This is a genomic window from Ferrimonas lipolytica (assembly GCF_012295575.1).
Classification (GTDB): domain Bacteria; phylum Pseudomonadota; class Gammaproteobacteria; order Enterobacterales; family Shewanellaceae; genus Ferrimonas; species Ferrimonas lipolytica.
The window spans coordinates 2,480,864-2,506,907 of the sequence record NZ_CP051180.1 but is presented as its reverse complement, the minus strand read 5'-3'; the positions used below and the strand labels follow the sequence as shown (position 1 = coordinate 2,506,907).

Genomic DNA, 26,044 nt, shown 5'->3' with positions numbered 1-26,044 from the left:
TTTTGTTTTGTTTATTTTTGGCTTAAGTTATTGATAATTTTATTTTTATCTTTAGGTTTTTGTTCTTTTGTTTTTGTTTTTGTATTTTTAGGTTGTTGTGTGATGCGGCTAATCTGATCTAGATCTAAGTTTTAAACAGCGACTGACGTTACTTTGATGACAACATTAAAGGACAAGGCAAATAACAATGAACAGTGGACGTACGCTCAGAGATGATCCGTTAGATATGAGCCAATACCGGATGGAACATCTACCGGTTAGGGTTAAATCGAGTTTTGAGCAGTGGTTGCAACGCAGCGGCGTAGCGATTGCAGTAGTGGTTTTCACTTTACTATTGTTGGGCGACGTTCCAGCTTTTCTTACCAATTTTGACCCTGAAACATTAGGAAAGTCAGCTGGTAAGCACTTTCAGGATGTGGGATTAGAGCAGTTTGGTTTTCATGGTGTCGCTATGCTTGCGATTTTTTGCGCAGCGGTAATTCTGTGGATCACGGAAGCGTTGCCCAATTACCTTACATCGTTGATTGTGATTATCACCATGGTGTTGACTGGCGTACTGCCGGAACGAGTCGCTTACGCTCAACTTGGTCATCCGATCATGTGGCTCAACATCTTGTCATTTATCTTGGCTTCGATGTTAGTGACCTGTGGCGCGGCAAAGCGTTTTGCGCTGTGGTTTATCTGCCGCTTTGGTACCAGTGCTACGCCGATATTCTTTAGCTTCATGGTTATCAACTTAGTGTTGTCGGCGTTTATCTCGGCAACCACCGCGAAAGCCGCAATATTGATGCCAATTTTTATGGTTATCGCTGCAGTTTACGGTGCCCGCGGCGGCGATAATAAGAATAACTTTGGTCGTAACTTGGTGCTACAAAACCTGCTGCAGATAAACCTTTGCGCCGGTGCCTTTGTCACCGGTTCAGGGGCTAACTTATTGGCTGCCAGTTTGATTGCCGGAGCCATCGGTGGTGGCTTCTTCTTTGCCGATTGGATGGTGGTTTCGTTGCCAATCGTGGTTTGTATGATTGTTATTGGTTGGCTGTTGGCGACCCGAGTATTCTTTCCGTTAGCTCCAGAAGAGCGGTTACCGCAAATTGAAGGCGGTATGGAACGACTACAGCAAGAACTAGATGCTATGGGTAAGATCTCAGCGCTCGAGATCCGCTCTATCGTTATCTTTGTCACTATTCTATTTTTCTGGGCCACAGACCGTTACCACGGTGTTTCTGCAACGGCTGTTGCCTTTATTGGTGCTATTGTGGCCTTGTCTCCCCGCATTGGTGTTGTCAACTGGAACCAAGTGGATATTCCATGGCACTTATTGATGTTTTCCGCTGGGGCATACACCCTTGGTGCAGGTTTTAAGCAAACGGATTTGCCGAATCTGTTGGTTAATGCCGGTTTGGAGCATTTTGGCTTAGGGGATGACACCCCATTCTGGGTTTTCTATGTGGCCTTAACTGGATGTATGATGTTGAGTTCATTAGTTTTCCAATCGAAGACTATGAGAACAATGCTGTTTGTTCCTATCGCAATTGGAGTGGCGCAACGTTTTGGCTACCCAGTAATGAGCCTAGCACTGCCAGTCGCATTATTGATTGAGCACGTATACGTATTGCCGTTTAACAGCAAACCAGCGTTGCTACTTTATTCAACCGATCACTACAGCTTATCCGATACCTTTAAATTTGGTTTTAGTATGCTGATGATCGGTTGGGCTGGCTCCATCCTAATGGGAGAAACTTGGTTCCGTTGGCTGGGATACACGCCTAATGGGGTTTTCTGGTAGGATTAAATCAACACATTCATTATGTGAATCATATGTGTAGTCGAAAATGAGCAATAATGAAATCCGTAGCAAGTTAGCGCTACTGCAACTGGCTAAAGAGATGGGTAGCGTCAGTCGTGCCTGCGATATCATGGGTTACAGCCGTGACAGCTACTACCGTTTTAAACGGCAGTATGAAAGTGCGGGCGAAATTGGCCTACGTAACCTGTCTCGTAAAAAACCAGCGATGAAGAATCGAGTTGCCCCTGAAGTAGAAGCTCAGGTTATCGAGATCGCTTTAGATTACCCCAATTATGGCCAAGCTAGAGTGGCGGAGTTGCTGACCGCCCGTGGTTGCGTTATCTCTCCTAGTGGCGTTCGTGCCATCTGGGTTCGTCATCATCTTGCGACTAAGCGCAATCGTCAGTTAGCGTTACAGAATTCGCTCGAACAACGCAGCAATGGCGACAATTCGCTGACCTCAGAGCTCTATCAAATCCAACAAGATCAATCGCAACTGGAATGTCATTTCCCCGGCGATGTTTGTGTGCAAGATACCTATAAATTGGGGGAGGTGGGTGGACTGGGTGTGTTGTATCAACACACCTTTGTGGATGCATACAGCCAGTTTGCCCATGCGTGGGTAAGTACCACTAATGACACCGCCGCTGCCGCCGAGTTTTTGTTGCAGCAGGTAACCCCTTGGTATCAACAGCAGCAACTGCCTATTGGCACCATTTTGACCGATAAAGGTGCCGAGTTCTTTGGCTCACGCAGTAAGGCATACCAAACCGCCATTGAACGCTTGGGTTGTGGCCATGTGCATATGCGCGCTTATAACGGCCCGGTTGTAAATGGTTTGGCAGCACGATTTCACACGCTAATTTGGAATGAATTGTACGAAGCACTGTTTAAGCAACAGCGGTTTGACGATCTTGACCAACTGCAACAACACCTGCAGCAATGGTTACTCCGGTATAATCATCAATATGCAATTGCTGGGCGTTATACCCTTGGCAAAACTCCGGAAGAGACGATTGAGGTGAGTCGTCACTTGGTACCAGAACAATGAGCTTTTGGTTGAGTTTTTCACTCGTTAGGGGATAAGCTCAGCGACAACTTTCTACTTCAATGGCGAGCTATGGCTCGCCATTTTATTGAGTCTATTTGATGGTCAGATTAACCCGCCGTCCCGATGCCGATGACAGCCAACTTCCGGTTGAGCTAGCCCCGTTATTACGCCAAATCTATGCCCGCCGAGGCATTACTCAAGCTAGCCAGTTGCAGCTTGAACTCAGTGATCTACACAGCCCTAAATCGATGGCTGGCTTACCGCAAGGGGCTGCCTTATTAGCGGACGCGGTAGTGACGCAAAAGCGGATTATTATTGTTGGTGATTTCGATGCCGATGGCGCGACCTCTAGCGCGGTGGTTATGCTTGCTCTGCAAGCTATGGGGGCCAATTTTGTTGAGTTCTTGGTGCCAAATCGGTTCGATTATGGCTACGGCCTTAGTCCACCTTTAGTCGAGCTAGCGCAACGTGCTGGTGCTGAGGTACTTATCACCGTAGATAATGGTATCTCTGCTCATGCTGGGGTTGATGCTGCGAAAGAGGCTGGTATGACCGTTGTGGTTACCGATCACCACTTACCGGGCGAAACGCTGCCAAATGCGGATGCAATCATTAACCCCAATCGCGATGAGTGTGGCTTTGAGTCCAGAGCGTTAGCCGGTGTTGGTGTGGCTTTCTATTTGATGTCGGCATTGCGAGCGCAGCTACGCCAACGGAATTGGTTTGCTGAGCGCGGATTGGCGATGCCTAATTTGGCTGAGCTGTTGGATATTGTCGCGCTGGGTACCGTAGCGGATGTTGTACCACTGGACCACAATAACCGCGTGTTGGTACACCAAGGCCTGCGCCGTATTCGTGCGGGTCGTTGTCGGCCGGGTATTCAAGCCTTATTTGAGGTGGCTAACCGCGATATCCATCGCATTGTCGCTGCTGATCTTGGCTTTGCTATTGGCCCGAGGTTGAATGCTGCTGGTCGGTTAGACGACATGTCACTGGGAATAGCCTGCTTGCTGGCGGACGATTTGGGCGAAGCTCGGCAGATTGCAGCACAGCTTGATGGGCTTAATAATGAGCGACGAGAGATTGAACAGGGGATGCAACAAGAGGCTCTGGCGGCATTGCAGCGGTTAGATCTCAGTAGCGACTCCTTACCTTGGGGCTTAGCGCTGTATCAAGGCGATTGGCACCAAGGAGTGATTGGGATATTGGCTTCGCGCATCAAAGACCAATTTCATCGTCCTGTAATCGCCTTTGCTGAGGCGGGCGGCGGTGAAATTAAGGGATCAGCCCGTTCAATACCTGGTTTGCATATGCGCGATCTGCTGGAAAGGATCGATACCCAGCATCCAGGCTTAATCTTGAAGTTTGGTGGCCATGCGATGGCCGCTGGCTTGAGTATGAAAGAGCAAGACTACGATCGCTTTGCGGCGCTCTATGATGAAGCGGTTCGAGCTGAGTTGGATGAGTCGGCGTTGACCGGCGAACTGCTGTCTGACGGTGAACTGTATGCTGAGCAACTGTCGCTCGAAACGGCACAGACGCTACGAGGAGCAGGGCCGTGGGGGCAGAACTTCCCTGAACCGCTGTTTGATGGCAAATTCCGCTTGGTGGAGCAGCGACTGCTGGGTGATAAACATCTGAAGATGACTGTGGAAACCGAGTGCGGTAGCAAGCAACTGGATGCGATTGCCTTCAATATCGATCGGAAACAGTGGCCCGATGCGAGCCTGCAGTGGATAGAACTGGTCTACAAGCTCGATGTAAACCATTGGCGCGGTCGAGATAGCGTCCAGTTGATGGTGGAGCATATTAAACCGGCCTAGGCCCTGAGGAGTTTGCCGTTATCAACGGTTATAATGCTCCAGCCGCGGTGCCCCTAAACCCTAGGAGCACCGAGCGTGGCCAATAATTTTATGGCTGTGAACCAACTAAAGTGTTGTTCTTTCCAAGGCTGTTGAAGCACCGGCTAGGTATGTCCCGAGACGGGGGATAAAGCACTAGCGCTATTGATCTTCTGCCGTATTGGAGTGGTTCCGCGAAGCATTTGGGGCTGCGACCTAAGGCAAAGGAGGGTTCCAAAGGGGGGCGAAGCCCCCTAATGCATACAAGAATGTGCCGTCGCCACTGCGACATAACCCCTTTAGAGTACTGCAATCGGTAGAGCCGAAGGCTTGATATAAACCTCAACACTTAACTGTGACACTGCCAATTTTATGCGGTCATTACTGGCGTCGCTGTAAGGTGATAGCTGCAATGGCGATCATAGCCACAATCAATCCAGCCAATACCACAATTAAGCTGATCCCAAGACCGATAGCGGTGAAACAGCACAACGCCATAAAGGCAGTAAGGAGTGCTAGCGGCAACTGAGTCATTACATGGTGGTTGGGCTCACACCCGCTGGCAGTCGCCGCCAATACGGTAGTATCGGAAATGGGGGAACAGTGATCACCAAACACCGAACCTGCCATTACCGCACTGATTGCCGCTAATACAAATTCTGGCTGAATCGCATGAGCGATGTCAGCGCCGATGGGGATCATGATGGCAAAGGTGCCCCAGCTTGAGCCGGTTGAGAATGCGATAAAGGTACACAGCACAAACATGCCCGGTAATAACACCACCGGAGAGAGTAAATCAGCGGCATAACCGGCCATGATTTTGCCTGCATTAAGATCGCCAATTGCCCGACCAATGATCCAAGTGAACATGATGATGGTGATGGCCGGCAGCATGGTTTTTATCCCTAATGCGGCGGCGCCAAGCGTTTGTTGTAGCGATTGGCCAGCATTAAGACTCATTAGGGTGGCAACAATAACCGCGATAACGCAGCTGTCACGCATCGCGGCGCCGATATCGGCATGGCTAAACATGGCTGCAATGGTTAACTCATCAGCATTACGAGCCCCACTCACTAGCATTAGCACTAAGCTCCCAAGCAGTAGCGTTAGAATCGGTAACCCCAGCATCCACGGGGAGCCAACTGGAGTGTGTGCTGGTGATTGGATTACGGTAGGAGTGGACGGTTTGAAGCCCAAATTAGTGGTAGCTACCACCATCACCATCAGCAAGGTAGCAATGGCGTAAAAGTTGTAACTGGCGACCTCGATAAAGGCATGAGCAGGATCAACGTTTAACCAGTTGATACCTGCAATCAGAGCTATCACATAGGGGCCCCAGCTGGAAAAGGGCACCATTGAGGTAAGCGGCGATGCGGTCGAATCAACTAAGTAGGCTAATTCCCCCGGAGGGATCCCAAAGCGCTCGCTCAGAGGGCGGCTGATGTTGCCATTGGCGAGACAGCTAAAAATACCGTCGATAAACACAATCCAACCAACCAATATCACTGCAAATCGAGCTTGGCGTTGACTGCTAATGCGTGAAAATTGCCAATCGGCAAAGGCACCAATTGCTCCGGAACGGCTTAAAATCGCCGTTAATATCCCCAGCAGCAACATCGCGGCCAATACATTGATGTGCCACATCTGCCAATTATCGGGCTGATAGATTTGGCTAATGGCGTTGTCGACAATGTAACTGAAAGTAGCCACAGGGCTACCCCAATTGAGGATGACGCTGGCACAAATGATTCCCAAACCGAGGGCAACCAAAGTCCGGCGAAGCAGTAACGCGACGGCGATTGTAAATATCACTGGAAAAACAGTTAAAAGATCCTGCATGTTTTTGTTTTTATTGTTATCTCAATAGTAACTTTCAGTGTGCCTTAAAAACCAAAGGGGCAGTAATCTTCATGGCTTAATATTGTGAGTTAGAACGTTAATGCGATGCTGGTGGTTAAGTGCTGATTTATGCGCTGAAAATATCATCGGCCTAGCACTATCTAAGGTGCAGAAAAGCTCACTTTCTAGTAAACTTGCGGGTTTGTGTAAAACCATCAAATTCAATAGGGCAGCATGTTCGAGATCAATCCTGTGCAAAACCTCATTAAGGAGTTGTCGGAACGGACAAACCTCCTTAGGGGGTACCTTTGACTACGATGCTAAGAAAGAGCGTCTAGAAGAGGTCAACGCCGAGCTGGAGCAGCCGGAAGTGTGGAATGAGCCGGAGCGTGCTCAGAAATTAGGTCGTGAACGCAGTGATCTGGAAGCGGTGGTTAAGACCATTGACGATCTAGACCAAGGCCTTGAAGACGTTGCCGAGCTGTTAGAGCTAGCGGTGGAAGAGGAAGACCAAGACAGCTTCGATGAAGCCCAGTCTGAATTGGATACCCTTAATGCCGCGCTGGAAAAGCTCGAATTCCGCCGCATGTTCGCTGGCCCCCAAGATGCCAACGATGCCTACTTAGATCTACAAGCAGGCTCTGGCGGCACCGAAGCACAAGATTGGTGTTCGATGTTGCTGCGCATGTACTTGCGCTGGGGTGAGGCTAAGGGCTTTAAAGCTGAGATCATCGAAGTGTCTGAGGGCGATGTTGCCGGCTTGAAGTCCGCTACAGTGCGCTTCTCTGGTGAGTACGCCTTTGGCTGGTTACGTACCGAAACCGGCGTACACCGTTTGGTTCGTAAGTCGCCATTTGACTCCGGCGGTCGTCGTCATACCTCGTTCTCCTCTGCCTTTGTTTACCCAGAAGTAGATGACTCTATCGAGATCGACATCAACCCGTCCGATCTGCGTATTGACGTATACCGAGCCTCTGGCGCTGGTGGTCAGCACGTAAACACCACTGAGTCTGCGGTACGTATTACTCACATGCCGACCAACATCGTGGTGCAGTGTCAGAACGAACGTTCACAGCACAAGAACAAAGATCAGGCGATGAAACAGCTTAAAGCTAAGTTGTTCGAGCATGAGATGCAGAAGCAAAATGCCGAGAAGCAGGCCGCGGAAGATGCCAAATCTGACATCGGTTGGGGCAGCCAGATCCGTTCTTACGTGCTGGATGACTCACGCATCAAAGATCTGCGTACTGGCGTAGAGAACCGAAATACCCAAGCGGTGCTGGATGGCGATCTAGACCGATTTATTGAAGCCAGCCTTAAATCTGGCTTGTAAGGAACTATTGAACATGACTGAACAAGTACAAGACGAAAACAAGTTGATCGCCGAGCGCCGTGCAAAGCTCAACACGATTCGCGAAAACTGCGCCGCTAACGGCCACCCGAACACTTGGCGTCCAACTCACAAGGCTGCTGATCTGCAGGCTGAGTTTGGCGAAAACAGCAAAGAAGAGTTGGCGGAAGCGGGTCACATCGTTTCAATTGCAGGCCGTATCATGGCTAAGCGTGGTCCATTCCTAGCTATCCAAGACGTGTCTGGCCGTATTCAAGGCTACGCTTCAAAAGACGTTCAAAAAGAACTGAAAGCGATTGGTGGTTTGGACATCGGTGACATCATTGGTATCAAAGGTCAGTTGCACCTGTCTGGCAAAGGCGACCTTTACGTTGATATGGGTGAATACCAGTTGCTGACTAAAGCACTGCGTCCTCTGCCGGAAAAATTCCACGGTCTGACGGACCAAGAGCAGCGTTACCGTCAGCGCTACGTTGACCTTATCGTTAACGAAGAGTCTCGCAACGCCTTTAAGATCCGCTCTAAGCTGGTTGCTGGTATCCGTCGTTACATGGAGTCGCGTGACTTTATGGAAGTGGAAACCCCAATGATGCAGGTGATCCCTGGTGGTGCCTCGGCTCGTCCTTTCATCACCCATCACAACGCACTGGATCAAGAGATGTTCCTGCGCATCGCGCCTGAGCTGTATCTGAAGCGTCTGGTGGTTGGTGGTTTTGATCGCGTATTCGAGATCAACCGTAACTTCCGTAACGAAGGTTTATCGCCACGCCACAACCCAGAATTCACCATGATGGAATTCTACATGGCGTACGCAGATTACAACGATTTGATGGATCTGACTGAAGACATGCTGCGCACCGTTGCGGTAGAGATCTTAGGCTCTTCCTCTATGCCTTACGGCGACGAAACCGTTGAGTTTGGTGGCAAGTACGCGCGTATGAGCATGCTGGACGCTATCAAGCACTACAATCCAGATCACGCTGACATTCAAGCGTTGACCTACGACGGCGTTCAAGATCGTGATCACATGGTTGCTATCGCGAAGTCTGTTGGTGTTGATGTTGAAACTTTCTGGAACTGTGGCCAATTACTGGAGGAGATCTTCGGTGAAACCGCCGAGCCTAAGCTTATCCAGCCGACCTTCATTACTGAATACCCAGCTGATATTTCACCACTGGCTCGCCGTAATGACGACAACGCCTTCATCACCGATCGTTTTGAGTTCTTCATCGGTGGTCGCGAAGTCGCTAACGGTTTCTCTGAGTTGAACGATGCAGAAGATCAAGATGCTCGTTTCAAGGCTCAAGTTAATGCTAAAGAGTCTGGTGATGACGAAGCAATGTTCTACGACGGTGATTACATCACTGCTCTAGAGCATGGTCTGCCACCAACTGCGGGTCAAGGTATTGGTATCGATCGTCTAGCGATGTTGTTTACCAACACTCACACCATTCGCGACGTAATCCTGTTCCCGGCGATGCGGCCGCAAGCTAAGTAACTGTCTGTCCCCGCTCGCGAGCGGGGCTACGTAAACGTGAGCTGGTACGTAGCTGCGCGCTTGTTGGTGGAAGTGTTACGACTAACCGAGCCTCAGTGCTCGGTTTTTTTTGGCTGTGTCACAGTTAAGTGTTGAGCTTTATACCAAGCCTTCGACTGTACCGATTGCAGTACTCTTAAGGGTTATGACACGGTGGCGACGGCACACTCTTGTATGCATTAGGGGGAGCTTCGCCCCCTTGCCTTAGGTCGCAGTCCAAAACGCTTCGCTGGACTGCTCCAATGCGGCAGAAGATCAACGGCGGTACTGCTTTGCCCTTGTATCAACACTCGCCTAGCCGGTGCTTTAACTGCATTGGAAAGAACAACACTTAGTTGGTACACCGCCTTTATTTTGCTGGGAATGGTTGGCGCTATTGTTAGTGGTTTTGTTGGCGCTGTTGTTGGTGCTGGTGCTGGTGCTGGTGCTGGTGTTGTTTGCGCTGGTGCTGTTTGCGCTGGTGTTGTTGAAGCAACTTGTTAATTCGGCCAGCGTTATTGGTGTTGTAATTTGTCCCAGCGATGCGTCCGCAAGCTAAGTAACTGTCTGTCCTGTCCCCGCTCGCGAGCGGGGCTACGTAACCGCCTACTTTTAAACGTGAGCAGGCACGTAGCCGCTAACCTGTTCGTGGGAGTGTTACGACTAACCGAGCCTCAGCACTGCAGCTGTTTTGAGCAACCATAAACAAAAATCCCAGCGCGAAGCTGGGATTGGTAACGAGCAGGGTAAGGCTGGTTGATTAGATGATCGGTGTTACTTCAACACCGATACTGATCCGCTCTGACTTGTGGTTGTAATCTATCAAGCTTTCGCCGTAGCCGTAATAGCCTTGTATATAACCACGGATTTTCCCGGTCAGTGGGAAGCTCCAACCCGCTTCGGCGCCGCCTTTGTGTTCACCTATGTTACCGCGAACACGCAAACTAAAGATGTTGTCTTGGTAAGAATAGACGGTAAACACTTCACCATGGCCCATGTAATCGGTGATATCCGGGTTGTCATCACCGCGAACATCATCAATCGACTCTTTATTGTCTTCATGTAATCGGTGCCAAGCTCGAGCGCCAAATACCCAAGGACCATTCTCGAACAACACCGTACCGATAATACGGTTCCAGCTGCGTGACTCCTCACCTGAACGTCCATTAGACTGGTGGTTCAGTGATAAGCTGGTGCCTCGTAACTTAAAGTCTCCAACAGCAACGTCGTCAAAGAACTGCAGCCAGAACATCTCAGGCATATGGTTGGTATCACGGAATGGCGCTGAGGCATCTTTGTTATACGCCTGCCACCAGCTTTGGTTGGTGTAGGCCATATAGAGACCGGAGTTGTTACCAAACCAGTCAGGGGTAATGGGTACCTTAACGCTGAACTGGAATTTGATCTCCCACGGATCAACGCCTTCGTCTTCGTATTCCCACGAGTCCTCGTTAGGCCGGTTGTTGTAGCTGCCAAGTAAGACGTAGTTATTACGGTGGGAGCTTAAGCCAAAGCGGCTGTACTCGTAGCCTCGCTCTTCAGCGACGCGGCGGTCAACCTGTTCTGTTTTAGAGCCTGACTCTGGCTGGACATTGGTGAGGTTAGTTGTTTCTCGCTCGACTGAACAGAACGCTTTTACCTGATCGAGAGTTTGGCTCTGATCGCCATTTTTCAACTGGTTTTCGACACACTCCATGTTGAGTGCGACAGCAAGAAGAAGCGTTGCAGACATAATCAATCCCTGAAAAATTTATTTCTGTCGCCATTGTAATGATAATCAACGCGATGCGTTAACATTTTGTTTGCTAAATATTGAATTTAGGTAGGTTGTTGCTGCCGTTGCAATTGCGTACAAGCCAACGGAATTAGCGCTACTCGTATTATCCGCTGATATCGCGCCAGTTAATTGTTTTGCTTGGGCTAGTATTTGATCTCGCGTTCACTTGCTGGAGTGCCTTTGTTGGCGGATTAGGGATTCATGATTGTAATGATGGAGCATATTATTCGAGTGGTTATTCTGTGCCTTGGCCTCTCTTTATTTGGCTGCAGCACAACTCATATCACCGAAGTGGATTCAATGGCATTGCCACCTTCATACCAAGCAATGATTGGTGAGTTAGTGCAGCGTCGGCAGCCAATCACAACGCAATTAGAGGATGATGAGCTTAGCTGGTACGCGACCGAACAGATGACCTTGGCGGCTGAGCAATGGCAGTTGGGAGATCAACAGTTTCAAATCTTCCGAGCGGATCCCGTGCGGATGAATGAGCAGGTCGGGATGTTCAGTAAACGCAGTCGCTACCAGATTACTCGAGATGGATACAGTAACGCAGAGCTAGCTCTAGAGCGGGCGCAGCAGATAAGAATTGATGCTGCTCACATACTTGCGACGGCGTTTAACAACCGCGAAGTGTTGGACTCACTGGTAGCCAATAAGCACTTTCCAGATGACTATCGCGATGTCGAACAACAACTTAAACGCTTAGTTGACCTAATTGCGAGCGACGAAGCCGATCAGGCGGGAGCTCAATTAGGTGGACTTGTCAGCAATCAGAATGAGCTTGAGGTAGCGACAGTACGGGCAATATATGCCGCCACTCTTGAGCTTGAGTTGGAGCGTTTACAAGATGATGAGATAGACGAGGCCGCTCCTCGCAGTTATATCAAGGCCAAGAATCGACTAGATAATCTGATTGAATATGCATCACAACAGCCACGTAAGCTCGAAACAGTCTGGAGTTTAGCGGAAGAGACTCGATTGGAACTAGAGCACTGTCGCCAGATTGGCGAAGCTATTCAGCATTTAGATGATGCCAGTAATCGTCAAAAGGAGAAATTCTTATTGTCGTTGGAGAAGCAATTGGAGCAGCTCGCGCATCAGATGGAGCAAGTTCCGCAGCGACAACGTGATCTGTTAGCACAGCTGCAACAATTGAATAGACGCTTGAAAGAGCTATTAAACCAATACGGCGAACAATGACACTCATCGCTGCTTCAACCATAGCGGTGGTTTTGCTTTCAATATGAGTTTTTGATAGATATTTGACGGGATGTGACCATGGTCACGAATAGGTTAACCGTCTACATTTTCGGTGGTGTGCAGTTAATTAAACTGCCATATCTGTTTTTGTGGTTCTTTAAGTTGCACGGGTGACGTTGATCACTAGCGATTAATTGAGGTGGCGATGTTTTTTTGTTCGTTAGATTATCCCTAGGTAACTAAGTAGACTCTGCTGTCATTAATCGAACATTGAGCAATTTAAGAGTCACTTATGCCAAAGAATTCCCTTTCCACGCGCATCTTTATCGGCCTTTTTGCCGGTCTGGTCCTTGGTGTGCTGCTCCGTGGCGGTTTTGCTGACGGTGCCGCGTGGGCAGACAGTCTTGTTACTTTAGCTGCGACCATTGGCAGCATGTTCGTTAACCTCATTATGTTGTTGGTTGTACCGCTGGTATTTGTATCAATCATCAGTGGCATGACTGAACTGCCGGACTCCAAGGCATTTGGCCGTTTGGGCGGTAAAACGTTCGGCCTTTATATTGCCAATACTTTAGTCGCCATTTCGGTTGCCCTGATTGTGGCGCTATTACTGCAGCCGGGTGTTGGCGCCCAACTGCCGCAACTGGCAGGCTCAGCCATCAGTAATACTGAGCTGCCAAACATTGCCGCATTGATTTCCGACATTATCCCTCGCAACCCGTTCCAAGCATTTGCCGATGGCAACATGTTGCAGATCATCTTTATGGCGCTGCTGTTTGGCTTCATCTTGAAGCAACTAGGAAAACAAGTAGAGGGGGTTGCTGCAGGCTTCCGTAAAGCCAATCTGATTATGATGGCGCTGATCTCCATGGTTATGCGCGGCGCACCAATTGGCGTTTTCGCCTTGATGGTTAAGTTAGGTGCCACCTTAGATGCCAGTACCTTCACCTCGGTGATTGGTTACATCGCGTTGATTGTTGGTTTGTTATGTTTGTGGATGTTGGTGGTATACCCTACGTTTGTATCCCTGTTTACCGACATCTCTGCTGCCGAGTTCCGCACGAAAACCCGAGAGCAAATGCTGTTTGCCTTCTCTTGTGCCAGCTCGAATGCTTCGATTCCAGTTACTATGCGCACCTTGACTGAAAAGTTGGGTGTTAGTAAAGCAACCGCTGGCTTTGGGGTTCCGCTAGGTGCAACCATGAACATGGGTGGTGTTTCAATCTACATCACCATTGCGGCGTTCTTCCTAGCTAACGCCTATGGTGCGCCAATTACCACGGAGCAATTGCCAGCGCTTATCGCTTTTGTATTCCTGTTGTCTGTTGGTGCTGGTGGTGTTCCGGGTGGTGGTGCAGTAATGATTGGCGTCCTGATCCACCAAATGGGCCTACCGGTAGAAACCGCTTTTGCGCTGATTATCGCTGTTGACCGCATCATCGATATGTTTGTAACGGCAGCCAACGTTGTTGGTGATGCTGCCGTGGTAACCATGGTTGACCGTAGTGAGCGTGAGCAGCAAAGCAGCTTGGTTACTGAAAACTAAGTCGCCACACCTGCTGTTCAACAACCTCGCACTGGCGAGGTTGTTTTCGTTATAGCTTATTGAATATAAAAGAAAATGACTGGAATGTAGCCAGTTAGACTACACTTTAAGGATACGATGGGTTGATTGGACAGGTCTTCAGTTGCGCTGAGGTACCACGATGGAGAGGATGCCATGAGCAATTGGGTACAGGGAAAAGTAGTTGAACGAATCGACTGGAATGAGCGCTTATTTAGCCTCAAGGTCGATGCACCGGTAGATAAATTTGTCGCTGGTCAGTTTGGAAAGCTAGCGCGGGAAGAGGGTGGGGAACGAGTTCAGCGGGCGTATTCATTTGTTAATTCTCCGTCGCAGTCGGTATTAGAATTTTTGGCAGTGACGGTAGAGGAGGGTGAGCTGTCGCCGCACCTACAAGATCTAACCCCTGGTGACGAGGTGATGGTTTCCACGCGCCCGAATGGATTTCTTACCTTAGATGAGGTGCCCGCTGGACGCGAACTCTGGATGTTTGCAACCGGTACCGCGGTTGGTCCATTCCTATCTATTTTACAGTCTCAAGAAAGCTGGGAACGCTACGAAACTTTCGTATTGGTATACGCGGTCCGGCAAAGTGAGGACTTAGCTTACCTTGAGTTGATTGAATCAATTCAAGCAGCATACCCAGATAACTTCCGTTTTGTTCCTATTGTTAGCCGTGAGGATAAAGAGGGAACCCTCCGAGGGCGGATCCCTGAGCTATTGCTCAATGGAGAGATTCAAGCCGCCGCCGACGTACCAATAGCACCAGCGCGAAGCCAAACCATGATTTGCGGTAATCCGGATATGATTCGCGACACCGTTGCAGTATTGGAAAGCATGGGGCTGCGCAAAAATTTACGTCGTACTCCTGGCCAGATCACCGTTGAAAAGTATTGGTAAGTGCAGCGACAGCACAAGGCTGAGTTAAAAAATGGCGTGCCCTTAAGCACGCCATTGTTGTATTTATTGAATCGGTTATGTCGCTGTCACAGGCCTTAAAGGTTAGCTGCAGCGAATAAACTGGTTGGTGTCGTGCTGATATTGGTAGCCCAAATCCAGCAGTTGTTGCTCCAGTTGCAAGCTATCGAGTTCCATCTCAGCAGCTAAATCGGCCAAATTATTACTACCGTGACGAAGTTTCTCATTAACAATCCCAATTAGGATCATTGGGTCGAGTTCCCGCGCGTTTAGTATCTCCATCTCAACCTCACTGTTCCCTACGCCATTGTCTAAAAATAGACGGTAATGCCAGTGTAAGTCACTATTTAGTCATTAAGATGAAAATTAAATTGATTGGTAAGGCGGCAGAGTCAGCTAGTTCAACTTATCGTTTAGCTGACCATGGTGATAGGATCAAAAAAGGGCTGTGTGCCAATTAAGTGTTGCTGTTTCCAAGGCTGTTAAAGCACTGGCTAGGCGAGTCACAAGGGTAAAGCACTACCGCTATTGATCTTCTGCCGCATTGGAGCAGTTCAGCGAAGCGTTTTGGACTGCAATCTAAGGCAAAGGGGGATTCGAAAGGGGGCGAAGCTCCCTCCCTAATGCATACAATAATGTGCCGTCGCCACCGCGACATCGTCCCCTAAAAGCACCGAAATCGGTGAAGCCGAAGGCTTAAGATAAACTTCAACAGCTAACTACGGCACAGTCCGCAAAAGGGCCGTTAGGCCCTTACTCTTTGCAGTGCTGTAGCACTTATTGGCCAAACAATGGATATGGACGTTCGAGCAAGGTGGCGCTGTGCTCACCCAGTTGAAATTGTGGCTGTTCTGGTAATTCCTTATTCATTACCACAGTTAACAGCTGACGCTCGCCACTGATTACCGAGGCAATAATGGTTCCGGCGCGGCGCCAGTTATCGCCCAGTTGCAGTTGCAGTTCGCCTGTTGCATCGACGCTAGTTGCCAATACGTATAATGCGCGCTTGTTGCCACCGCGGAAGTGCATCCGAGCGATGGTCTCTTGGCCGATGTAGCAACCTTTGTCGTATTGAATGCCACCGATGGCATCGAGGTTGACCATCTGTGGCACAAACTCGCCACTGTGCTGGGCTTCAAACCATGGTCGAACCGCGAGTAACTCCGATGCGATAAAGTCGTTCTGCTCACCTTGTGGGAGCTGCGCAAGCTCTTCTGGTAACGCTTGGCCTGCTGGTAGCACAACCACGGCACGGCCTTCATCAATCAGTGCGATGGCATCGCCACTGTGACGAAGGTTAGCGTCGCCACTCCAATTGGCCAGTGGCGCTAGAGCATCGTCACCGATTAAGGCAAAACGCTGCAATGATTCGGTCGCATCGAGCAAATCGATTTTATTGAATACCGCGTATTTGTTCAGTGCCGGCAGATCAGCTTGCAGCAATGAAGTTGGCATCAACATTAAGATTTCATCAGCTAGGTGTGCCAACCGGAATGCGGCAATCATCTTACCCTTCGGGTCACAGTGGCCAGCAAAGCTCCATTGGCCGATAGGCAACTTAACCAGATCACAGGTTAACTGGCTTTGCAGATAGGTTTTGCGATCGGCGCCGGTGGCACGGATCACGCCCATGCTTGGGAGTGGAACTAATTGGGTCGGGATCATGATAATTCTAATTCTTGACTGATTAACTCGGATTTTACTCGCATTACCAACAAATCATAGGCCTGCAGTGCAAACACAACTGTGACCATGGCAGCAATCTGTGCCGTTGTTAGGTCTGTTATGGCATTACTTATAGCGGCGCCGGTTATAGATAAACTCCGGCAGCACCTTGCTCATCAGCGCAGCAATGCGCCAACGCTTGGTGACGTAAACCGTATGCTTACCACGACGCAGTGCCTTAAGTGATTGCTTGACGACCTTATCTAATGACGCTGCCCAAATACCCTTGCCACGGCCGTGCATCTTATCTAAGTAACCCAAGCGTAGATCGGTGATGATAATCGGCAGCTTTAGTCGTTGCGCGTGTAGGCGCAATCCCTGCAAATAGTTTTGTTGGAACGCCTTACTGGCGTGGAAGGCGGTTTGAGGGCCACCACGTTCACCGGCAATCGAGGTGAAGCAGCCAATTTGGCCAAACTTTTGCTGTTCCATCTGCTTAAAAGCGGCATTAGCGATAGCGGCAAAACCCTGCACGTTAACGTCGATAATCGCTTGGTCTAGTTGCCACGGTAACTCAAGATCAAGGCCGTTGGCGGCGGTGTTGATAACCACCAAGGCAACACCGTCTAAGTCCTGCCACAGTTGATTGAATGCCTGCTGACACTGCTCGGCGTTGCGGATATCTAACTCAACTAAGCGGCAGTCAGTTTGCTGCTGGAGCTTCGTTAGTCCGCTGGGATCAGCAGCCATCAACCCGAGTTTAACGCCCTGTTGATGCAGTTGCAGTGCAAGTTGTTGAGACAGTGCGGAGTTGGCACCGACGATGATGGCACTTAGATTCGACATGAAATTCAGTTCTGACCAGAGAATGATTGAATTTTAGGGAGTCATTCAAGGCTTTACAATGAAACCATGACATCATCAGTGGATTTGGAGTTGTAGCCGTCTAGATGTCTTGATATAACTGTTCAATTGTTTGTTAAGGAGAGCATCGCAATGCCGGTTAAGGTTCCCAGTCGTTTACCCGCTTCACGGATATTACGAGGAGAGAATATCTTCGTTATGTCGGATGAACGAGCCGCCCAACAGCACATTCGTCCATTGAAACTGCTGATCCTTAATTTGATGCCGAATAAGATTGAGACCGAAACCCAGTTGTTGCGCTTGCTCGGTAATACTCCGCTACAAGTCGATGTTGAGTTATTGCGGATCCATAATCGCCCCTCAAAGCATACCCCTTGTGATCATATGGACGATTTCTATCGCAGCTTCGATGAGGTTAAGCACAATAACTACGATGGTTTGATCATCACTGGCGCACCGCTGGGTGAGTTAGAGTTTGAACAGGTTGATTACTGGCAAGAGATCCAGTCCATCATCGATTGGTCACAAACCCATGCAACCTCGGTGCTGTTTCTCTGTTGGGCTGCTCATGCGGCGTTTTATCATCTCTACGGCATTAAACGACAACTGCGTGATACCAAGATCTCGGGAGTGTTTCGCCACCAACGGGTACATCAACATGTACCGTTACTCCGAGGTTTCGATGATGAATTTTGGGTGCCGCACTCGCGTTTTGCTCAGGTGCCATTGGATTGGCTTAATGCTCACCCTGAACTGAATGTGTTGGCGCAATCGAACGATGCCGGTGCCTATCTGGTGGTGTCGAACAACAACCGTAACCTGTTTGTTACCGGCCACCCTGAATATACCCGCACTACGTTATTGGATGAATATCGACGCGATCTCGCGTCGGGGCAAGAACCGTTGATCCCCGCGAACTACTTTCCTGGCGATGATCCTACTGGGCAACCGTTTGCTCGCTGGCATGCACACGGCGCATTACTCCTAACAAATTGGCTCAACTACTACGTTTACCAGCAAACGCCGTTTGATCTGTCAGACATGTCTGGGTTAATGCCAATAGAATAGTGCTGCTGTAATCCAGTTCATTAACAAAACGGCAGTGGGAGTGACCGCCGTTTTACTTATGGTTGGAATAAAATCTTCTCTTAGCGGCGCCGTTCTAACCTCCGCATAACCTCAATAATGCCAATTTGCTGTTAGTAGCACCGACTGCAGCATCCTCTCTTACTGCGCGTTATTCGCCAATAGCTTATTAATACCAACCCGATAGGCTGTGTCGTAGTTAGCTGTTGAAGTTTATCTTAAGCCTTCGGCTTCACCGATTTCGGTGCTTTTAGGGGACGATGTCGCGGTGGCGACGGCACATTGTTGTATGCATTAGGGGGGGAGCTTCGCCCCCTTTGGAATCCTCCTTGCCTTAGGTCGCAGCCCAAAATGCTTCGCTGAACTGCTCCAATGCGGCAGAAGATCAATAGCGGTAGTGCTTTACCCTTGTGGCTCGTCTAGCCAGTGCTTTAACAGCCTTGGAAACAGCAACACTTAATTGGTACACAGCCTTTGGAATCCCCCGTGCATTAGGTCGCAGTCGAAAATACTTCTCTGAACTGCTCCAATGCGGCAGAACATCAACGACGATAGTGCTTTCCCTTTGTATCGAAATTCGCCTAGCTAGGGCTTTAACAGCATTGGAAAGAACAACACTTAGTTGGTACGCGCTGCAGTGGTGTGATGCCATAGTGCCTTAAAGCTAGCTTTACACTCGACCTTGGTCGTAAGCGATTAGTTTACGTTGCCGTAAGCGTAATGTTTGCAGTAGGCTGGCAACATTGCATTTACATTGGAGAGTAGAGATGTCGAAGGGATCAGTAGTCGTTATTGCTTCAGCTGCGCGGACGCCGATGGGCGGATTTCAGGGAGCACTTAGCGCTGTCGCCGCCCCCTCGCTAGGAAGCACTGCAATCAAAGCTGCTTTAGAGCGGGCCAATATTGCTGCTGAACAGGTTGGCGAAGTGTTGATGGGATGTGTCTTGCCTGCAGGCTTGCGTCAAGCTCCGGCAAGGCAAGCTGCCCTCGGAGCAGACTTGCCAATTAGTGTTGGTGCCACCACGGTTAATAAGGTCTGTGGTTCAGGCATGAAGACGGTAATGATGGCTCACGACATTCTAAAGGCCGGCAGTGCCGATGTGGTTGTGGCCGGCGGTATGGAGAGTATGACAAATGCCCCATACTTGCTGGAAAAAGCCCGTGGTGGCATGCGCATGGGGCACGGCAAAGTGATTGACCACATGTTTTTTGACGGCTTGGAAGACGCCTACACCGGCGGGGCAATGGGTAGCTTTGCTCAGGCCACTGCCGATCAATACAACATCACTCGGCAGCAAATGGACGACTATGCGCTTGAGTCTTTGCGTCGCGCGAATGCCGCCATAGAAGTAGGCGCGTTCAAGGATGAGATCACCCCAGTTACCATCTCTGGCCGCAACGGCGAGGTTATTATCGATACGGATGAACAACCGGGTAATGCGCGTCCAGATAAGATCCCTGCGTTGCGTCCAGCCTTTGCTAAAGATGGCACTATCACCGCAGCCAATTCCAGCTCTATCTCAGATGGGGCTGCAGCAGTTGTGGTTACCACTGAAGAGTATGCCAAAGCGAACGGCATGCCAATCTTGGCCAAGATTGTTGGCCATGCTAGCCACGCCCAGCAACCGAGCGAATTTACCATCGCACCAGTAGGGGCAGTATCGAAGCTGTTGAGTAAGCTGGAGTGGAGCAAGGACGATGTTGATCTGTTTGAGATCAATGAAGCCTTTGCCATGGTTACCATGTTAGCGATACAGGAGCTTGAGCTTGAACATCACAAAGTGAACGTTCACGGTGGCGCTTGTGCCTTGGGTCACCCGATCGGCTGCAGCGGTACTCGTCTTATCGTTACCCTTATTCATGCGCTGAAGCAGCGCGATGCAAAGCGTGGCGTCGCTTCGCTTTGCATCGGTGGTGGTGAAGCAACCGCCGTCGCCATCGAAGTTAGCTAAATTGATTGTAACCGCCAGCGTTGTCGCTGGCGGTTTTTCGTTTTCTTGGGGAGAACAAACCAATGGCAACACAAGTTAAGCACCTTATTGGTGGTGAGTACTGCGATGGCTCCGGTAGCCAGCAGATCGAAATTACCAATCCGGCGGATAATGAGGTTATTGCGGTACTCAATTGCGCGACCGAGCAAGAGGTGGACCAAGCGGTTGCCGCAGCAAAGGCTGCCCAGCAGCAATGGAAAGAGGTTGCCGTTTCTGAGCGAGCTCGAGTGATGTTACGTTACCAGCACCTGTTGAAAGAGCATCACGATGAATTGGCTACCATTTTGTCGAAGGAAACCGGCAAAACCTTTGAAGACGCTAAAGGTGACGTATGGCGTGGCATCGAGGTGGTCGAACAAGCCGCTAACGTTGGCAGCAGCATGATGGGCGAAACCGTAGAGAATGTCGCACGAGGCATCGATGGTTACAGCTACATTCAGCCGTTGGGCGTTTGTGTCGGCATCACCCCATTCAACTTTCCGGCGATGATCCCGTTGTGGATGTACCCGCTGGCTATTGCCTGCGGTAACGGCTTCGTATTAAAACCATCAGAACAAGATCCGATGACGCCAATGCGTTTGGCGGAGCTGTTTGAGCAAGCTGGCGCGCCGAAAGGGCTGCTGGCGGTGGTGCATGGTGACAAGCGTGTGGTTGACCAACTGCTGCATCACCCAGATACCCAAACTATCTCCTTTGTTGGCTCAGTGCCGGTGGGTCAGTACATCTATAAAACCGGTACCGATAACATGAAAAGGGTGCAAGCCTTTGCCGGGGCGAAGAACCACATGGTTGTGATGCCTGATGCGGATAAACAAACGGTAATCAATCAACTGGTTGGCGCTTCAGTTGGCGCCGCTGGTCAGCGCTGTATGGCCATTTCGGTGGCGGTATTTGTCGGTGAAGCTAAAGCGTGGATCCCTGAGGTAGCTGCTGCCATCGCCAAGGTGCGTCCTGGTGTATGGGACGACCCAGAAGCAGGCTACGGTCCGCTGATTAATCCAGCAGCAAAAGCGCGAGTATTAGACCTGATTCAATCAGGCAAAGACCAGGGCGCGACCTGTTTGGTTGATGGCTCCGACTGCACTGTTGCCGGTTATGAAAGTGGCAACTGGGTTGGCCCAACGGTGTTTGCCGATGTGACCACCGCAATGCGGATCTACAACGAAGAGATCTTCGGCCCAGTATTGTGCTGTGTAGACAGCGACTCATTGGTTGATGCCATTGAATTAGTGAATGCCAATCCATACGGCAACGGTACCAGTATCTTCACCAACTCCGGCGCGGCAGCACGCAAGTATCAACACGAAGTGGAAGTGGGGCAGGTGGGGATCAACATCTCCATTCCAGTACCGCTGCCATTCTTCTCCTTTACCGGCTGGAAGAACTCCTTCTACGGCGATCTACATGCTTACGGTAAGCAAGCGGTACGATTTTTTACCGAAACCAAAACCGTCACTGCCCGTTGGCCTGAGTCTGGCATCGTCGCAGGTCAGAACCTGACTATTTCGTTGAAGTAATCTGTTGTCACGGTGGCGGCAGGCCCGTCACCGCAAAGGATGTAACCCACATGGATTTTAATTTAAGCGACGACCAACGAGCGTTTGTGGAGATGGCCTCGCAGTTTGCTGAGGCAGAACTAGCACCGCACGCAAGCGAATGGGATGAGCACCATCACTTCCCTAAAGAGGTTATACAACGTGCTGGCGAACTTGGTTTTTGCAGCCTCTATACACCAGAAGAGAACGGTGGCCTTGGTTTATCTCGACTTGATAGTGCGTTGATCTTTGAAGCGCTAGCAGAAGGTTGTACTGCCACCACAGCGATGATGACCATCCATAATATGGCCACTTGGATGATCGCTAGTTGGGGCACGGAAACCCTTAAGCAGCAGTGGTGTCAAAAGTTAACCAGCGGCCAAGCCTTGGCGTCCTACTGTTTGACCGAGCCCGGTTGTGGCTCTGACGCCGCCAACCTTAAAACTAAGGCGGTACGAGATGGTGACGATTACCTTGTCAGCGGCTCCAAGATGTTTATCTCTGGCGCTGGCGCTACCGAGATGTTGGTGGTGATGGCTCGCACTGGAGAGGATGGTCCTAAAGGCATCTCGGCCTTTGCGGTAGCAGCTGATAGCGTGGGGATTGAGTACGGCAAAGCGGAAGCGAAGATGGGCTGGAACGCCCAGCCAACTAGGTTGGTATCGTTCGATAGCGTGCGCATCCCTGCGGCTAATCTGCTCGGTAACGAAGGGCAAGGCTTTGCCTTGGCCATGAAGGGGCTAGATGGCGGTCGCATCAATATCGCCGCTTGCTCCCTAGGTACTGCCGAAGCGGCACTAAAACGCGCTAAAGCCTATATGCAGGAGCGCAGTCAGTTTGGTAAACCGTTGGCTGCATTTCAAGCATTGCAATTCAAACTAGCGGACATGGCGACAGAGCTAGTGGCGGCCCGCCAAATGGTACGGCTGGCCGCATTTAAGCTCGACAGTGGCGATCCTGAAGCCAGCGCGTACTGTGCCATGGCTAAGCGTTTTGCTACTGATGTCGGTTTTACCGTATGTAACGAAGCACTGCAGTTGCATGGTGGTTATGGTTACATCAAGGAGTATCCATTAGAGCGTCACGTGCGTGATGTGCGGGTGCATCAGATCTTAGAAGGCACCAATGAAATCATGCGAGTGATTATCGCGCGCCGTTTGCTTGATGCCAGTGCAGGGGTGATCGCATGAGTGAGCAGATAACACCGCCGGTGCTCTATGAAACCCATGCTACCGTCAGTGGTCAGCATATCGGTATTGCCACCCTTAACAGCGAGAAGTCACTAAACGCGCTGTCCTATGCCATGGTGCAAAGCCTATCGGCGCAGTTAGCTTACTGGGCCAAAGATGACAGCATCGTCGCTGTATGGCTGCAAGGGGCGGGAGAGAAAGCTTTTTGTGCTGGCGGTGATATCCGTGCCATGTATGAAACCGCCAAGGCACATCCGGGCGAACTGACCGACGCCGTCGAGCAGTTCTTCACCGAAGAGTACCGCTTGGACTATCAGATCCACCGCTTCCCTAAGCCATTTATCGTCTGGGGCAGTGGCATTGTGATGGGCGGTGGTCTTGGCCTAATGGCTGGCGCTAGCCACCGACTGGTTACTGAGACCTCACGAATCGCCATGCCGGAGATCAGTATTGGTTTGTTTCCCGATGTGGGCGCAACCTATTTCCTTAATCGGATGCCGGGGCACTGTGGTCGTTTCCTTGGCCTAACTGCCTACAACATGAGTGGTGCCGATGCCTGTTATGTTGGCTTGGGAGACCATCTCGTTGCCAGTAATCAGCGGCAGGTGTTACTGGAACAACTGGGGCTGCTGCCTTGGTCTACCAACCACAGTAATAACCGGCAGTTGGTTTCCAACATGTTCGACGGCTATGCCAATACCGCCGTGAACGGTCAGCTAGAGCAATCGCAACCATTGATTGATGAGTTGTTTGGGGGAGCCAGCATTGGCGTACTGATGGCGGATTTAGCGGCTTATAACACCGAACTTCCGTGGTTACAGCGTGCACTTAAAACCGCGCTCGCTGGCAGCCCAATTACCGCTCACCTTGTATGGCATCAACTTCAGCATGGTAGCAACTGGTGTCTGGAGCAGGTGTTCCAAAGTGAATTGGTTTGGGCAGTTCGTTGCGCTCAATTGGGTGACTTTGTTGAAGGTGTTCGTGCCTTACTTATCGACAAGGATCGCAACCCTCAGTGGCGTTACGCTAACGTCAACGAAGTAAACTCGGCGCTGTTTAAGCAGATAGTCACTAACCCGTGGCAACGGCATCCCCTAGAACGGATTGAGGAGAGTGCATTATGAGTACCATCGCATTTATAGGTCTTGGCAACATGGGTGGGCCAATGGCCGCCAATCTGATTAAAGCCGGTAAAACCGTCAAGGTGTTCGATCTTAACCCCAAGGCGGTACAACAGCTGGTTGAGCAAGGGGCGATGGCCGCTAAAACCAGCTGCGGTGCCGTTGCAGGTGCTGATGTGGTGCTGACGATGTTACCGGCGGGTAAGCATGTGCGGAGCCTGTACCTTGGTGATAAAGGCATTATTGCTACTGCTGCCAAAGGCACATTGCTGATCGACTGCTCCACCATTGATGCTGCTAGCGCAATGGAGGTGGCACAACAGGCATCAGTTCAAGGGTTTGAGTTTGTTGATGCGCCGGTATCAGGTGGCACCGCCGGTGCTGCCGCTGGCACCTTAACCTTTATCTGCGGCGCTACTGATGTCGGCTTTAACCAAGCCAAGTTAGTGTTACAAGATATGGGCGCGAATATCTTCCATGCCGGCGGCCATGGTGCTGGTCAAGTTGCGAAAATCTGCAACAACATGCTGTTGTCGGTGTTGATGATTGGCACCAGTGAAGCGTTGCAATTAGGTCGTGACCACGGCCTTGATGCAGGGGTGTTGTCGCAGATTATGAAGGTATCCTCCGGTGGTAATTGGACCCTCGAGAAGTACAACCCGTGCCCAGATGTGATGCCAGCTACTCCAGCCAGTAATGGCTACCAAGGAGGCTTTATGGTCGATCTGATGGCCAAGGACCTTGGCCTAGCGATGATGGCTGCGGGCGAGACTGGCTCGAGTACACCGTTGGGGGCGCTGGCTACCGCGATGTATCGTCAGCATGCTCGTCAAGGTAATGGCGGTTTGGATTTTTCATCCATTTTTAATCAATTTCAGAAGTAGCTCGATATGAGCCAAGAGCAAGGGAATGACCATGAAGATTGTCGGGAAAGTCGTTGTAATCACTGGCGGTGCCGGTGGCTTAGGGATGGCGATGGCAAAGCGCCTAGGAAAGCTGGGGGCCAAGCTTGCGCTGGTTGATATCAACCAAGCGGCGTTAGACAGCGTCGTTACGGAGCTGGCAACAGCCGATATCGATGCCAAGGCTTACGCCTGCGATATTACTGACGAAGCTCAGGTGGAGCAGTTGTTTGGCAATATCAAACAACTGCAGGGATCCACGTCGGTGTTGGTTAATAATGCGGGGCTGCTGCGGGACGGCATGCTGATTAAGGCTAAAGAGGGGCAACTAGTTGATAAGATGAGCTTGGCGCAGTTCCGTCAAGTGTTGGCAGTTAACCTCGATGGCACCTTCCTTTGTGGCCGTGAAGCTGCGGCACAGATGGCACTGGCCGCTGAGGGCGGGGTCATCATTAACATCTCCTCGGTTGCTCGCGCTGGCAACGTTGGTCAAAGTAACTATTCGGCGTCGAAAGCCGCAGTGGTGGCTTTATCTAACGGTTGGGCAAAGGAGTTGTCACGTCATGGTATTCGTTCCGGTTCAATCGCTCCGGGGGTAATTGCTACGGAGATGGTGGCAGCGATGAAGCCGGAAGCGTTAGCACGGCTAGAGCAGGCGATACCAGTAGGTCGCGTTGGCCAGCCCGATGAGGTAGCTGCTGCGGTTGAGTACATCATCGATAGCGATTACTTCACTGGCCGAGTTCTTGAACTTGATGGTGGCATCAGTATGTAGTGCTGTTATCCGCACAATAAAAAAACCGACGCCTTGGCGTCGGTTTTTTGTGTCAGGCAAATCGCT

The 26,044-nt window shown here is 50.4% G+C and carries 21 protein-coding genes; 16 read left to right on the top strand and 5 right to left on the bottom strand.

The genetic code is table 11. The annotated features are described in order from the left end of the window. The first annotated feature begins 187 nt into the window (after positions 1–187). From HER31_RS11440 to recJ, 3 genes are all read left to right on the top strand, one after another. Positions 188–1,789: an SLC13 family permease gene (locus HER31_RS11440; RefSeq protein ID WP_168660703.1), complete on the top strand. Its 1,602-nt coding sequence runs from the start codon at positions 188–190 to the stop codon at positions 1,787–1,789. 46 nt (positions 1,790–1,835) lie between these two features. Continuing rightward, positions 1,836–2,840, top strand: coding sequence for a helix-turn-helix domain-containing protein (locus HER31_RS11435; RefSeq protein ID WP_168660702.1), 1,005 nt, complete (start codon positions 1,836–1,838; stop codon positions 2,838–2,840). A 95-nt stretch (positions 2,841–2,935) separates the two neighbouring features. Further along, positions 2,936–4,663: a single-stranded-DNA-specific exonuclease RecJ gene (recJ, locus tag HER31_RS11430; RefSeq protein ID WP_168660701.1), complete on the top strand. Its 1,728-nt coding sequence runs from the start codon at positions 2,936–2,938 to the stop codon at positions 4,661–4,663. A gap of 399 nt (positions 4,664–5,062) precedes the next feature. Here the strand turns inward: recJ and HER31_RS11425 are convergent, their stop codons facing one another. Then, complete coding sequence (locus HER31_RS11425) at positions 5,063–6,391, bottom strand: Na+/H+ antiporter NhaC family protein (RefSeq protein ID WP_238786814.1); 1,329 nt, start codon at positions 6,389–6,391, stop codon at positions 5,063–5,065. 363 nt (positions 6,392–6,754) lie between these two features. On the opposite strand from HER31_RS11425, the gene prfB reads away from it, so the two are divergent. The 3 genes from prfB to HER31_RS11410 all read left to right on the top strand — a co-directional run bounded on the left by prfB (position 6,755) and on the right by HER31_RS11410 (position 9,946). Further along, a protein-coding gene (gene prfB / locus HER31_RS11420) for a peptide chain release factor 2 (protein ID WP_168660699.1) occupies positions 6,755–7,853 on the top strand; the annotation gives its coding sequence in 2 pieces (ribosomal slippage) (positions 6,755–6,829 and positions 6,831–7,853; 1,098 coding nt in all). Positions 7,854–7,866: 13 nt separating this feature from the next. Beyond that, a complete protein-coding gene (gene lysS, locus HER31_RS11415) occupies positions 7,867–9,369 on the top strand; it encodes a lysine--tRNA ligase (protein ID WP_168660698.1) in 1,503 nt (500 codons plus the stop codon). A 430-nt stretch (positions 9,370–9,799) separates the two neighbouring features. Further along, positions 9,800–9,946: a hypothetical protein gene (locus HER31_RS11410; RefSeq protein ID WP_168660697.1), complete on the top strand. Its 147-nt coding sequence runs from the start codon at positions 9,800–9,802 to the stop codon at positions 9,944–9,946. Positions 9,947–10,147: 201 nt separating this feature from the next. Here the strand turns inward: HER31_RS11410 and HER31_RS11405 are convergent, their stop codons facing one another. After that, positions 10,148–11,119 (bottom strand): phospholipase A, encoded by a 972-nt coding sequence (locus HER31_RS11405; RefSeq protein WP_168660696.1) that lies wholly within the window; start codon positions 11,117–11,119, stop codon positions 10,148–10,150. A gap of 255 nt (positions 11,120–11,374) precedes the next feature. Here HER31_RS11405 and HER31_RS11400 point away from each other — a divergent pair, with 255 nt between their 5' ends. The 3 genes from HER31_RS11400 to HER31_RS11390 all read left to right on the top strand — a co-directional run bounded on the left by HER31_RS11400 (position 11,375) and on the right by HER31_RS11390 (position 14,831). Next, positions 11,375–12,367: a hypothetical protein gene (locus HER31_RS11400; protein ID WP_168660695.1), complete on the top strand. Its 993-nt coding sequence runs from the start codon at positions 11,375–11,377 to the stop codon at positions 12,365–12,367. Between the two features lie 292 nt (positions 12,368–12,659). Beyond that, on the top strand, positions 12,660–13,913 hold the full coding sequence (locus tag HER31_RS11395) for a dicarboxylate/amino acid:cation symporter (RefSeq protein WP_168660694.1): 1,254 nt from the start codon (positions 12,660–12,662) through the stop codon (positions 13,911–13,913). 174 nt (positions 13,914–14,087) lie between these two features. Continuing rightward, complete coding sequence (locus tag HER31_RS11390) at positions 14,088–14,831, top strand: ferredoxin--NADP reductase (RefSeq protein ID WP_168660693.1); 744 nt, start codon at positions 14,088–14,090, stop codon at positions 14,829–14,831. A 102-nt stretch (positions 14,832–14,933) separates the two neighbouring features. On the opposite strand, the gene HER31_RS11385 is transcribed toward HER31_RS11390, so the two are convergent. The 3 genes from HER31_RS11385 to HER31_RS11375 form a co-directional block, all read right to left on the bottom strand. Further along, the gene (locus HER31_RS11385; RefSeq protein ID WP_168660692.1) at positions 14,934–15,131 is read right to left on the bottom strand and encodes a DUF4250 family protein; all 198 of its coding nucleotides are present in this window, start codon (positions 15,129–15,131) and stop codon (positions 14,934–14,936) included. A gap of 495 nt (positions 15,132–15,626) precedes the next feature. Beyond that, entirely contained in the window at positions 15,627–16,514 is an 888-nt protein-coding gene (gene ygfZ, locus HER31_RS11380; RefSeq protein WP_168660691.1) for a CAF17-like 4Fe-4S cluster assembly/insertion protein YgfZ, read from the bottom strand. Between the two features lie 126 nt (positions 16,515–16,640). Continuing rightward, a complete protein-coding gene (locus HER31_RS11375) occupies positions 16,641–17,360 on the bottom strand; it encodes an SDR family NAD(P)-dependent oxidoreductase (RefSeq protein ID WP_168660690.1) in 720 nt (239 codons plus the stop codon). A gap of 150 nt (positions 17,361–17,510) precedes the next feature. Here HER31_RS11375 and metA point away from each other — a divergent pair, with 150 nt between their 5' ends. From metA to HER31_RS11340, 7 genes are all read left to right on the top strand, one after another. Further along, positions 17,511–18,446, top strand: a complete 936-nt coding sequence (gene metA / locus HER31_RS11370; protein ID WP_168660689.1) for a homoserine O-acetyltransferase MetA — start codon at positions 17,511–17,513, stop codon at positions 18,444–18,446. A gap of 785 nt (positions 18,447–19,231) precedes the next feature. Then, positions 19,232–20,416 carry an acetyl-CoA C-acyltransferase gene (locus tag HER31_RS11365; RefSeq protein WP_168660688.1) on the top strand — a complete coding sequence of 395 codons (1,185 nt, stop codon included), beginning with the start codon at positions 19,232–19,234 and terminating at the stop codon, positions 20,414–20,416. A 62-nt stretch (positions 20,417–20,478) separates the two neighbouring features. Next, complete coding sequence (locus tag HER31_RS11360) at positions 20,479–21,972, top strand: CoA-acylating methylmalonate-semialdehyde dehydrogenase (RefSeq protein WP_168660687.1); 1,494 nt, start codon at positions 20,479–20,481, stop codon at positions 21,970–21,972. Between the two features lie 50 nt (positions 21,973–22,022). After that, complete coding sequence (locus HER31_RS11355) at positions 22,023–23,180, top strand: acyl-CoA dehydrogenase family protein (RefSeq protein ID WP_168660686.1); 1,158 nt, start codon at positions 22,023–22,025, stop codon at positions 23,178–23,180. After that, positions 23,177–24,304 (top strand): enoyl-CoA hydratase/isomerase family protein, encoded by a 1,128-nt coding sequence (locus tag HER31_RS11350; RefSeq protein ID WP_168660685.1) that lies wholly within the window; start codon positions 23,177–23,179, stop codon positions 24,302–24,304. The genes HER31_RS11355 and HER31_RS11350 overlap by 4 nt, the downstream gene beginning before the upstream one ends. Then, positions 24,301–25,185 carry a 3-hydroxyisobutyrate dehydrogenase gene (gene mmsB, locus HER31_RS11345; protein ID WP_168660684.1) on the top strand — a complete coding sequence of 295 codons (885 nt, stop codon included), beginning with the start codon at positions 24,301–24,303 and terminating at the stop codon, positions 25,183–25,185. The genes HER31_RS11350 and mmsB overlap by 4 nt, the downstream gene beginning before the upstream one ends. Before the next feature lie 31 nt (positions 25,186–25,216). Continuing rightward, positions 25,217–25,978, top strand: a complete 762-nt coding sequence (locus HER31_RS11340; protein ID WP_168663301.1) for an SDR family oxidoreductase — start codon at positions 25,217–25,219, stop codon at positions 25,976–25,978. The last annotated feature ends 66 nt before the right edge of the window (positions 25,979–26,044 follow it).